At 58.5% G+C, this 11,012-nt stretch carries 10 protein-coding genes; 3 read left to right on the top strand and 7 right to left on the bottom strand.

Annotated elements, in window-relative coordinates; all coding sequences use genetic code 11:
• Positions 1-234: 234 nt before the first annotated feature.
• The 4 genes from C7H09_RS09095 to C7H09_RS09080 all read right to left on the bottom strand — a co-directional run bounded on the left by C7H09_RS09095 (position 235) and on the right by C7H09_RS09080 (position 3,860).
• Positions 235-1,533: a TRAP transporter large permease gene (locus C7H09_RS09095; RefSeq protein ID WP_106762236.1), complete on the bottom strand. Its 1,299-nt coding sequence runs from the start codon at positions 1,531-1,533 to the stop codon at positions 235-237.
• Positions 1,530-2,075, bottom strand: coding sequence for a TRAP transporter small permease subunit (locus C7H09_RS09090; protein ID WP_106762235.1), 546 nt, complete (start codon positions 2,073-2,075; stop codon positions 1,530-1,532). The genes C7H09_RS09095 and C7H09_RS09090 overlap by 4 nt, the downstream gene beginning before the upstream one ends.
• A 106-nt stretch (positions 2,076-2,181) precedes the next feature.
• Positions 2,182-3,258, bottom strand: a complete 1,077-nt coding sequence (locus tag C7H09_RS09085) for a TRAP transporter substrate-binding protein (protein ID WP_106762234.1) — start codon at positions 3,256-3,258, stop codon at positions 2,182-2,184.
• A gap of 143 nt (positions 3,259-3,401) precedes the next feature.
• Complete coding sequence (locus tag C7H09_RS09080) at positions 3,402-3,860, bottom strand: ATPase (protein WP_106762233.1); 459 nt, start codon at positions 3,858-3,860, stop codon at positions 3,402-3,404.
• Positions 3,861-3,995: 135 nt separating this feature from the next.
• Between C7H09_RS09080 and C7H09_RS09075 the strand changes: the two genes are divergently transcribed.
• Positions 3,996-5,063: a beta-N-acetylglucosaminidase domain-containing protein gene (locus C7H09_RS09075; RefSeq protein ID WP_106762232.1), complete on the top strand. Its 1,068-nt coding sequence runs from the start codon at positions 3,996-3,998 to the stop codon at positions 5,061-5,063.
• Positions 5,064-5,074: 11 nt separating this feature from the next.
• On the opposite strand, the gene C7H09_RS09070 is transcribed toward C7H09_RS09075, so the two are convergent.
• The 3 genes from C7H09_RS09070 to C7H09_RS09060 are packed head-to-tail and all read right to left on the bottom strand — an operon-like array spanning position 5,075 to position 7,022.
• Complete coding sequence (locus C7H09_RS09070; RefSeq protein ID WP_106762231.1) at positions 5,075-5,782, bottom strand: SIMPL domain-containing protein; 708 nt, start codon at positions 5,780-5,782, stop codon at positions 5,075-5,077.
• Positions 5,783-5,815: 33 nt separating this feature from the next.
• Positions 5,816-6,823, bottom strand: coding sequence for a ChaN family lipoprotein (locus C7H09_RS09065; protein WP_106762246.1), 1,008 nt, complete (start codon positions 6,821-6,823; stop codon positions 5,816-5,818).
• A gap of 19 nt (positions 6,824-6,842) precedes the next feature.
• A complete protein-coding gene (locus C7H09_RS09060) occupies positions 6,843-7,022 on the bottom strand; it encodes a CopG family transcriptional regulator (protein ID WP_106762230.1) in 180 nt (59 codons plus the stop codon).
• Between the two features lie 125 nt (positions 7,023-7,147).
• Here C7H09_RS09060 and dauA point away from each other — a divergent pair, with 125 nt between their 5' ends.
• Both dauA and C7H09_RS09050 read left to right on the top strand, forming a co-directional pair.
• The gene (dauA, locus tag C7H09_RS09055; protein WP_106762229.1) at positions 7,148-8,878 is read left to right on the top strand and encodes a C4-dicarboxylic acid transporter DauA; all 1,731 of its coding nucleotides are present in this window, start codon (positions 7,148-7,150) and stop codon (positions 8,876-8,878) included.
• Positions 8,879-8,921: 43 nt separating this feature from the next.
• Positions 8,922-10,871 (top strand): CASTOR/POLLUX-related putative ion channel, encoded by a 1,950-nt coding sequence (locus C7H09_RS09050; protein WP_106762228.1) that lies wholly within the window; start codon positions 8,922-8,924, stop codon positions 10,869-10,871.
• The last annotated feature ends 141 nt before the right edge of the window (positions 10,872-11,012 follow it).

Here is an 11,012-nt window from a genome sequence, read left to right as displayed (position 1 = left end):
CTTAACCTCAGGCGGATGAGTTCGCTGATGAGGCTGACATAGGCGATCTGAGGCGGCGTGCTGGGCCGTGCTGAGTGGTCGGGCTACGGTTGTGAACTTGCCTATAACCGTCTTGATTGCCTGAATAGAAAATCGTGACTCTATCCGGTTGGATACTGCGCATATACTCTCGGGCACAACCGTGATTCGGCGCGGCGGAGGCAATTGCTCAAAACACTTCTGCCGCGCAGGCTCCTAGTAAGTGGCGCTCATGCCAAACCATTCCGGGAAGATAACGATCAGTGCCAGCACCAGGATCTGGATCAGAATGAAGGGGATAATGCCCTTGTAGATATCTGTGGTGCGAACGTCCGGAGGTGCAACACCTTTGAGGTAGAACAGTGAGAAGCCGAAAGGTGGTGTCAGGAAGCTGGTCTGCAGATTCATGGCGATCAGGATGGCGAACCAGAGCATGTTGATGCCCATGGCTTCGGCAATCGGCGCCAGAATCGGCACGATAATGAACGAAATCTCGACAAAATCGATAAAGAAGCCGAGCACCAGAATGACCACCATGGCCAGGATAATAAAGCCCCACTGTTCGCCCGGCAGCATCATCAGCCAGTCTTCCAGCAGGTAATCACCGCCGGTGTAGCTGAACACCATGGAGAAGGCCGTGGCACCGATCAGGATGGCAAAGACCATGGCGGTAACGTTGACCGTATCCTTGGCCGCATCCCAGACCATCTTGAAGGAAAACTGGCGATAGATGATGGCCAGTACCACGGCGCCAACGCCACCCAGAGCGGAAGACTCGGTAGGCGTGGCAATACCCGTGAAAATCGAGCCCAGCACTACCACGATCAGCGCCAGTGGCGGAATGATCGCCAGCAGGGCTGCGCGGATTTCCTGACCGCGGGTGGCGTTATCATCTTCACTGGGCATCGCCGGAGCGGTTTGGGGTTTCAGCCGGGTAAGCACCAGAATGTAGAGTATGTAGAGCCCGATCAGCACCACACCCGGCCAGACCGCAGCCTTGAACAGGTCACCGACTGGCAGCCCAAGCACGTCACCAAGAATGATCAGGATAATCGACGGAGGAACTATCTGCCCCAGGGTACCCGAGGCGCAGATAGTGCCCGTGGCCAATCGCTTGTCGTACTTATGAGCCAGCATGACGGGCAGCGAGATCAGCCCCATGGCCACGACGCTGGCGCCGACGACACCGGTAGAGGCAGCCAGCAGAGCACCTACGAGAATGGTGGAAATGGCCAGGCCACCGGGCAGTCCGCCGAACAGGCGGCCCATGGAGGTGAGCAATTGCTCGGCCAGCTTGGTGCGCTGGAGCACAACACCCATGAAAATAAACAGCGGCACTGCCATCAGCACGGTGTTCTGCATCACGCTCATGATCCGGAAGGGCATGAAGGCAAACAGATCCATACCCTCGGCATAGATGCCGAAAAACAGCGCCACACCGCCAAAAGTAAACGCCACCGGGAAGCCCAGCATCAGCATCACCAGGGCCACGCCAAACATTATCATTCCGATCATGCCAGGCCCCCTGCGCTGTGCTCACCTTCGTATTGTTTGTCACCGGCCATCACCCGGATGGCGAAAGTCACCATGTTCAGGCCCGCCGTGCCGATGAAGAAGGCGGTTACCGGAATCACCGACTTGATGATCCAGCGGTGGGGCAGGCCGCCCGGGTCGCCACTGCCTTCACCCAGTTCATAGGCATCCAGAGCAAAGCTGTAGCCATAGAAGGCAATCAGATAGGCAAAAGGCATCACAAACAGAACTGCCCCGATCAGATTAACCCAGGCTTTGCGCTTCTGGCTCCAGTTGGTGTAAAACACGTCGACCCGAACATGACCATCGGTGCGCAGAGCGTAGGGAATACCCAGCAGAAACACCACCGAGTACAGGTGCCATTCCATTTCCTGCATGGCAATGGAGACATCGTTGAATACGTAGCGGGTAACCACATCATAGAACACGTTGGCGGCCATCAGGATCATGGCTACACAGGCGATCCAGCCGCAAAGTTTGGACAGCCAGGACAGGCCCTCGTCCAGTCGGATAATCCAGCGCATTGAACCTCTTCCTCCGCTGAGCGGATGTTGTGAATAGTAGATACAAAAAAACCGGGATCACTGCAGTGAGCGACCCCGGCCCTGTGTGCGTCACGTATGGCCCAGTTTACTCGACTTCGGCCATGGTGTTGAGGTACGCCCGCTCTGAGATGTCACTGTAGGCCCGGCTCTGCTCCTGATAGCTGAGCTGGGAATCAATGATTTTGGCGGCCATTTCGCTTTCTGCGGCCGCTTCTTTCAACAGTTTCTTGTTGGCGTTGTACATGGCCTGGAAGATGTCATCCGGGAAGCGCTTGATCTGCACATTTGGATAGTCTTTCTTGATGTTGGCCCAGGCTTCTGCGTTGGCGTGCTGGGAATGCACCAGCATGTCGTAGGAGGCCGTGCGCATGGCGATTCGCAGAATTTCCTGAAGGTCTTGCGGTAATTTCTCCCACACCCGCTTGTTGACCAGGAACTGCAGTTCGGTGGCCGGTTCATGCCAGCCGGTGTAGTAGTAATCGGCAATTTGCTGGAAACCCAGTCGCAAGTCGAGGGCCGGACCTACCCACTCCACGGCGTCGATGGTGTTGCGCTCCAGGGCGGTGTACAGCTCGCCCGGGGCGATGTTGGTGGGGTTAACACCAACCTCGGCAAACACTTCGCCTGCGAACCCGGGGATCCGCATTTTCAGCCCTTTCAGGTCGTCCAGGGATTTGATTTCTTTCCGGAACCAGCCGCCCATCTGTACGCCCGTATTGCCACCCGGGAAGGACAGCATATTGTGCTTGCCGTAGACTTCCTGCATCAGCTCCATGCCGCCGCCATGATAGAACCAGGCGTACTGTTCCATGGCGTTCATGCCAAAGGGCATGCTGGTGAAGAACAGGGTTTCCGGTACCTTGCCTTTCCAGTAGTAAGAGGCAGAGTGGCCCATGTCGTACTGGCCCGCTTTGACCATGTCGAAGACACCCAGCGGCGCCTTGTGCTTGTTGGCGGAGTCGATGCGGATGCGCAGGCGGCCGTCGGACATTTTCTCGACGTTTTCGGCAAACTGTTTGGTGGTGTCTCCGAAAATCGGGAAGTTCGGCCCCCAGGTTTCCGCCATTCGCAGGGTGAACTTGTCTTGTGCGAGCGCCTGAGTAGCAGCAACGGTCGTTGCCACAGCCAACACAGCCGCGGATAGAACAGAACGGATCTTCATTGCTCTTCTAGCCTCTTGTCTTTTTTGTTAGCGAATCGCTCCTCCTGTAGGAAAAGCCGACCCAAGTTACGTCAGGTTAGCAAGTAAAAGGCGGGTGTCGCAGCAAAAAGTTGTAATTTTACGACAATTGTCTAACTCTGGCCCTACAGATCCTGCATTCGGCCAATCTGGCTGGCCATACGCATGGCTTCATGCTGCTCCAGCAACTTCAGGTCTTCGAGCAAGGTTCTGGCTTCCGGTATTTCGGCCTTGCCGATGAGGGTGTCGTACAACTCCATCACCTGATTATGAAAACTGAAGATTTCCCGAACGATGCCATCGAAATCCAGCGACTGGTACGGGGTGTCGCAGGTCTGGTTTTTCTTGATGGGCTTGTGCACGCCATAATCGTAAAGTCGGGTGTGCATGGCCTTGGGATCGGCCTGTTTTTCATACTCTGCTACGGCCTGTTCCAGCAGGGTTTCATGACGGCTGATATAGTCCAGAAGGGCGCTGGCCCGCTCGCTACAGTGCTCTTTGGCGGATTCGTGCAGACAATGGGCCAGGTGCGCGTGTAATTGGCGTGTCCACTCGATCAGGTCGGCAAAGGTTTTGATTTCCATGAGGTCTCTCTCGTTGAGCTATGCTAGTCGGGAATGTCTTGTCTTTCATTCTAGTCAATGTTCCGGAGTCATGGGGTGAGGCCTTGATGAGCTTTGGAACCATATGGGCAATTGGCAATCAGGGAGCGCACAGCAATGACGGTTGAACTGGGTATTGTTGAGGGGTTTTACGGCCCATTGTGGAGTTGGGAGGAGCGAGCCCGCCTGGTCAGCACCCTGGCGCCCCATGGCTACGGTTTTTATCTCTATGCGCCCAAGGCGGATGTCTATCTGCGCCGACAGTGGCAGCAGCCGCACCCGGTTGATCAGGCGGAAGCGCTGGCTGGATTTGCCCGTCATTGCAAACGGGAGGGCGTGCGTTTTGGTGTTGGGCTCAGCCCGTTTGAAGTATTTAACCACTTCGACGATGCGGCACGGGAAGCCCTGGCTCGAAAGCTGAACGCACTGGATCGGATTGGCGTTCAGGAGCTGGCCATTCTGTTTGATGACATGCATCCCGACACGCCGGAGTTGGCCCGCACCCAGGCCGGGATCATGCAGTGGGTGCGGGACAACAGCAGTGCGGAAAAGCTCAGCGTTTGCCCCACCTATTATTCCGATGACCCGGTGCTGGATCGGGTTTTCGGCCCAAGGCCACTGGAGTATCTGGAAAACCTGGGCGCTCAGTTGCACCGGGATGTGCGGGTGTTCTGGACGGGTGAAGAAGTTTGTTCCCGGGAAGTGTCGCCGGGCCATCTCAAGCGGATCACCAAAGTGCTGGGGCGCAAGCCGCTGTTATGGGACAACTACCCGGTCAACGACGGTGACCGGATGTCACGCCATCTGCATCTGCGCGGCTTCACCGGCCGGCCGGCGGGTAACGCGGCCTACCTGGCGGGCCACGCCATTAACCCGGCGTTGCAGCCGGTGTTGAGCTGTATTCCCGCCATTACCCTGGCCGAATGCTATCGCCAGGGGCCGGATTACCAGTATGGCCAGGCGTTTTTGCACGCCGCCCGGGAAGTGGTGGGGCTTGAGTTGGCGGAGCAGCTGCACAAGGATTTACTGACCCTGCAGGACACCGGGCTGGCACGCATCAGCGATGAGAAAAAGCAGGCGCTGATGCACACCTATGACGCCTTTGATCACCCGGCCGCGCACGAAGTGCTGCGCTGGCTGGCGGGGGACTACCAGGTGACCGATGAAATGGTGGCCACCCAGTAGCCATCGCAGATTCAGTTCAGGTAATAGTCGAAGGTGGACACCACCCTGACGGTTTTTACCGGTTGCTGCTGCTCCGACACGCCCGGGGCCTGGTCCCGGGCCAGGATCTGGAACACGCCCTGGTTGGCGCGGCGCAAACCACCCAGGGCGGCGTCTGCATCCCGGGCAAACTGCTGGGCCGCTTCCCGGGCCGAGGCGGTGGCGGCGGCAATCATCTCGGGTTTGATGTCGTTCAGCCCGTTGAACAGATAGGTGGGGCCGCCGGGCCCGTAATCCGACGATAGAATCACCCCGGAATCCACCAGTTCACTGACGTTCTGGGCCGCCTGGCGGATGCGCTCGATATCGGTGCTGCGCACCATCAGGGTCTGGTTGATGATGTACTGTTGCTGGTTGTTGTCGGAATAGGGGTTGGCCCGGGTGTCGGTCACGTCCAGCCGTTGCAGTTCCACTGCGGAATCGTCGATGGCCTGCAGCTTCAGGAACGCCATAATGGCATCACGGCTGCTTCGGGCCCGGGTCTGAGCCTCGGCCAGGGAGCTTCCGGTGGCAACGAAGCGAATGGGCCAGAGCGCCAGGTCGGCCTCAACTTCCCGTTCGGCCACGCCTTTAACAGTGACGTAGCGGTCTGCTGTACGCAGGCCGGTCAGGCCTTCCGCCAGCAGGGAGGCGGCAATGATGGCGCTCAGGGCGAGAATCAGGGCAGAAACGACTTTCATGGTAAACTCCTAGTGTGTGGTCGTCAGATCCGGTTATTGGCAGTTGCTGTCCGGCCGGTTGGCAAAGCGCACCTTCATGGCTTCACGCTCCCGTTCCTTGTTTCGGAACTCGGTTGGTAGGGGCTGGATAAAGTAGAGGTAGTCCCCCTTGTTCTGATTTCCGGTCAGTGGCAGTTCGGGTGTCTTGGCTGGCCATTCTATGGGGGTCAGAACCACAATGGTCAGTTCCGGCGCCCTTTGTTCCAGGGCGGTCACGGTACCCAGGCGTTGTGCGCTGTGAAAGGTGCCAGTGGTGTGCACCAGAGTGTGTCCGGGATGGGCTGCCAGCGCCTGTAGCATTCGGTGTGCCATGGTGTTATCCCGCAACAGCTGGGCCTGATACGTTGTTAACAGTCGACCGCTCAGTTCGGTTTCCGCGGCGCCGTGGCTGCCGCTGATGGTATCCACAAACTTCTGCCGGTATGCGGGGGTTTCCAGAAACGCTTGTGCAGGCAAGGCCGCGCGCTGGGCGGGGCCGAGTTTGCTGAGGTAGGTTTTGCCCTCCCGGCCGACACAGCGAACGATGTCGGCCGGTGCGTTGGCGGCAATCACCGGTAACCTGTGCTGGCGGGCAAACTCCACCAATGGCCGGTAGGAACCGCGATAGTTGTCCCAGGCCTTGGCGTCTTCAATCAGTTCGGCTTCGCCGGTGTCGCCAGCCAGGTAAGCGTCCAGTGCCGATTGATGGTCCAGGTTGAACTGCTCCATGCTCAGGATCAGATCCGGATTTTGCTGGTGCAATGCTGTTAACAGGCGAGCCTGAAGCAGGTGCGAACCGTGATGGCCATGGTATTCGCCGATGACGATAATGTCGGCTCCGGCCAACTCCCGGATGAGAGCGTCCAGACTGACCTGATGTCCGGTGTCTGCATCGACAATAATGCTGTCATACTGGCTTGCCGGTGGCACTGTGGGTGTGCTGTGCCCGGTTTTCGGGGCCTGGTGGGCGCAGCCGGTAATCAGCAGCAGGCAGGCCAGCAGACAGTAAATTCTGGATAGCATAGGCGCCAGACTCTCCATATCAGCGGTTGATTTTCGTCGATTCGCGCCATTCCGCCCCGAGCCGTTCCTCGACATATTCACGAATGAATTGCCGTACTTTCTGCGACGGTGTCACATCCTCCTGTTTGCACAGGGCCTCGAAAGCTTTTTTCTTTTCCGGATCAATCAGTAAGGTTAAACGGGCGGTACGGTTTTCCATAAGCGCTGGGAGCTCCAGAGGTAAATAACGCTGTTGCACAGGTCTATATGTTAATCATATTAACATTGAGTGGGCAACTCATGAGAATATAATGTAAGCTTTCTCGTGGCCACAGAGAGACCTCCATACCCCATCGCGCCCACCTGTTCTCACTCCGCACCGCCCACGCGCTGCGTGAAGCCTGCGTCACCGAATCCTACAGCGCCACCCGCTTCACCCGGGATCTTATGGCCGGGATTACTGTCGGGATTATTGCCATTCCTCTGGCCATGGCGCTGGCGATTGCCTCTGGTGTGGCGCCACAGTACGGGCTGTACACCGCGATTATTGGCGGATTTCTGATTGCCCTCTTCGGTGGTAGCCGCTATAGCATATCCGGCCCCACCGCGGCTTTTGTGGTGATTCTTTATCCGGTTGCCCAGAACTTCGGCCTGGGCGGGCTGTTGCTGGCGACCCTGCTCTCCGGCGTGATGCTGGTGATTATGGCCATTATGCGTCTGGGCCGGTTTATCGAGTATATCCCGGAATCGGTGACCCTGGGCTTTACCGGCGGTATTGCCGTTGTCATTGCCACCTTGCAGGTGAAGGATTTTTTCGGGTTGCCGATTGCGGATATGCCGGAACACTACTGGGACAAGCTGGCGTTGCTGGCCCAGCATATGCCGATACTGGATGGCATGAGCACGCTGGTGGCCGTGGTCACCCTGCTGATCATGGTGGCCTGGCCCCGCCTGAAAACGCCGGTACCACCGCATTTGCCCGCGGTAATCGTCGGCAGCCTGCTGGCACTCTGGCTGAACGCGCAGGGGGCTGGCATTGACACCATTGGCTCCCGGTTCAGTTATCTGTTGCCCGATGGCAGCACCGGCGCGGGCATACCGCCATTTCTGCCGGAATTTGTCTGGCCCTGGCAGCGGCCGGGGGCTGATGGAGTTGCGGTCGGTTTTTCCTGGTCGTTATTGCAGGAGCTGATTCCGGCCGCTTTTGCCATTGCCATGCTCGGCGCCATCGAATCTCTGTTGTGCGCGGTGGTGCTCGATGGCATGACCGGTAAGCGGCACAGTGCCAACAGTGAGCTGATGGGGCAGGGCATCGGCAACATCGTGGTGCCGTTTTTTGGCGGCATCACCGCCACCGCCGCCATAGCCCGGTCGGCCGCCAATTACCGGGCCGGCGCGGAATCGCCGGTGGCTGCGATGATTCACGCGCTGGTGGTGCTGCTGGCGCTGGTCTCACTGGCCGGTATTCTTGCCTATCTGCCCATGCCGGCCATGGCAGCGTTGCTGGTGATGGTGGCCTGGAACATGAGTGAGGCACCGAAAGCCGTGCACCTGCTCAAGACCGCGCCCCGCAGCGATATCCTGGTGTTCCTGACCTGCTTCGGCCTGACCGTGGCGCTGGATATGGTGATTGCCATCACCACCGGCGTGTTGCTGGCGGCGGTGCTGTTCATGCGGGAGATGGCGCAGATGACCAGGGTGACCGATATTACCGGTAACAAACGCATCGTACAGGCGGAGCTGCCCGAGGGCTGGCAGGTATTCAAGATCAACGGTCCGCTGTTCTTTGCGGCGGCAGACCGGGTGTTTGGCGAGCTGGCAGGCCTGTCCCGGCAGGCCAGGGGCCTGGTGCTGTATATGGACGGTGTCACCATACTGGATGCGGGCGGTTTGTCGGCTCTGAACAAACTGATCAGTAGTTGCCGGCAGACCGGCACCGAGCTGGTGATCGCCGACCTGCAGTTCCAGCCGCTGAAAACCCTGGCCCGGGCTGGCGTGGTACCGGAACCTGGCGTCAGCCGATTCTACCCAACGCTGGACGCGGCCCTGGAGGCAGTAACTTCTGGCGAAGCCTGAAAACTGGGATACACTGCCTGCATCGGATTGTTGAGGGTTGTACATGCTGCCGTTCCGGGTTGTGGATCGAATCAAGTTTGTGGTGGAGCGCCAACTGGTCAAGGGCGCGGGTTTTCAGTTGCTGGTGGTGGGCGGGTTTATCGGCCTGATCTCGCTGATGGGCGGATTGCTGGTGGTGCTGCCGGGCTCGGGAGAGTTCGGCGATGCCGGTTCCGCCATCTGGTGGGCCTTTCTCCGGCTGACCGACCCGGGTTACCTGGGGGATGACGTTGGCACATGGCAACGCATTGTCTCCACCTTGCTGACCATTCTTGGCTATGTGGTGTTCATGGGCACCCTGGTGGCCATTCTTACCCGCTGGCTGATTGCCAAGATGGAAGATCTTGAGCGGGGCCTGACCCCGGTTACCCTGAAAAATCACATCGTTATTCTTGGCTGGACCGCCCAGACCCCACCGCTGGTAGCGGAACTGTTCGGTTCCTCGGGCCGGATGCGCCGGTTTCTGGAAAAGCATGATACCCGGAACCTGAGACTGGTGGTGCTGGCAGAAGAAGCCAGTGCCACGCAGTTGCATGAATTGATGGGGGAGCCGGGGGTGGGCAGCCAGGCGCGCCAGGTGATCCTCCGCAGCGGCACCGCCATCCAACCGGATGCCCTGCAGCGGGTGGCCTGCCTGGATGCGGCGGCGGTGATTGTGCCTAGCCAGGTACACGATGCGGGCAGTCTGATCACCTCCGATGTGGAAACCGTCAAAGCCCTGTTATCGATTACTGCCCAGGCCCGACAGTACAATGCCCCGTTGCCGTTTGTGGTGGCTGAAATCCAGGATATGCGCAAATTGCCGGTGATCGAGCGGGCCTATCCCGGTGCGGTGGAGGTGGTGGCCGGTGATGCCACCATCAGCCGTTTGATGGTACAGAACGTGTTGCACCCGATGCTGTCGGAGGTTTACAACGAGTTGTTGACGGCAGGGGAAGGCAACGAGATCTTTGTCCGGGGCGGGGAGACGGCCGAAGGACTCACCCTGGCGGAGCTGGCCAGTCAGCGGCCCTACGCGATTGTACTTGGCCTGTTGCAGCCCGGAGTGGCTGGCCGTTGGCAGGTGAATTTGCTGGCCGAGACCGACACAGTGATTCGGCGGGACGATCGGGTGGTGTTGCTGGCGCGGGACTATGAACATACCGGGTCGGTGGCCAAAGCCGCCCCTGTGCCGGAATGGCAGCGTAAATCCGCAACGGTTGCAGTGCCTGCAACTAAGGGGCCGCACCGGGTCCTGGTGTTGGGCTGGAACCGGCGGGTACCCACACTCACGGCAGAGTTTGCCAGTTACAGCGGCCGTCAATTCGAGCTGGATCTGGTGTCGGCCATTCCGCTGGAGGAACGGCAACGGGAGATTCTGCGCCATGGGGTGGATCTTGCGGCGGTCAGTGGCCGTTTGCTGGAAGCCGATTACATGGTGGAAGACGAACTTCGACGCCTGGAACCGGCCAGTTACCATACCGTGATGCTGCTGAGCAGTGATCGGCTGGGCTCTGGTGAAGAAGCAGACGCCCGCGCCATGGTCGGTTATCTGCAACTGGAGGATCTGCTTGCCGCAGCACCCAAACGGCCCCAGGTGATCCTGGAATTGAGCGATCCGGATAACCGCCATCTTCTTTACGGCCACCAAAGCGAGATGCTGATTAGCCCGATGATTCTCAGTCATGTACTGGCACAGGTAGCGTTGAGGCGGGAATTACGAGTAGTTCTGGATGAGTTGTTCACCGTAGGTGGCGCTGAGATTCAGTTCCGTAACCCGCAGGATTATCCGTTACCCGCCAGTGTGGATTTTCATCTGCTTGAAAAGATTGTCGGCTCTACTGGTGGTATTGCGCTGGGTGTTTTGCGGTCGACTCCCGATGAGCGGGGCCGGCACCTGCAGATGAACCTGCCGCGGGATCAGTATCTGGATCTGCGGGAAGGCGATCAACTGGTGGTGATGGATCGCACCTGAATCTGATATTCATCATGAAAATGTTGAAAATAAGCCGCATAAATTTCAATTATAAAGTTGAGGGCATTATAGTGGCCTCAATGTCATCGGCCGCCCGGATCTGGTAGCGGTACCTTGGCCTCGGAAGTTGCCTGGCAGCAA

The sequence above is a fragment of the Marinobacter fuscus genome, assembly GCF_003007675.1.
GTDB classification, from domain to species: Bacteria; Pseudomonadota; Gammaproteobacteria; order Pseudomonadales; family Oleiphilaceae; genus Marinobacter; species Marinobacter fuscus.
The sequence above is the reverse complement of the archived record's forward strand: the minus strand, read 5'-3'. Positions and strand labels throughout refer to the sequence as shown.

Coding starts and splice junctions, on each gene's coding strand:
- C7H09_RS09095 (WP_106762236.1), bottom strand. CDS start 1,533: ATGATCGGAATGATAATGTTTGGCGTGGCCCTGGTGATGCTGATGCTG.
- C7H09_RS09090 (WP_106762235.1), bottom strand. CDS start 2,075: ATGCGCTGGATTATCCGACTGGACGAGGGCCTGTCCTGGCTGTCCAAA.
- C7H09_RS09085 (WP_106762234.1), bottom strand. CDS start 3,258: ATGAAGATCCGTTCTGTTCTATCCGCGGCTGTGTTGGCTGTGGCAACG.
- C7H09_RS09080 (WP_106762233.1), bottom strand. CDS start 3,860: ATGGAAATCAAAACCTTTGCCGACCTGATCGAGTGGACACGCCAATTA.
- C7H09_RS09075 (WP_106762232.1), top strand. CDS start 3,996: ATGACGGTTGAACTGGGTATTGTTGAGGGGTTTTACGGCCCATTGTGG.
- C7H09_RS09070 (WP_106762231.1), bottom strand. CDS start 5,782: ATGAAAGTCGTTTCTGCCCTGATTCTCGCCCTGAGCGCCATCATTGCC.
- C7H09_RS09065 (WP_106762246.1), bottom strand. CDS start 6,823: ATGCTATCCAGAATTTACTGTCTGCTGGCCTGCCTGCTGCTGATTACC.
- C7H09_RS09060 (WP_106762230.1), bottom strand. CDS start 7,022: ATGGAAAACCGTACCGCCCGTTTAACCTTACTGATTGATCCGGAAAAG.
- C7H09_RS09050 (WP_106762228.1), top strand. CDS start 8,922: ATGCTGCCGTTCCGGGTTGTGGATCGAATCAAGTTTGTGGTGGAGCGC.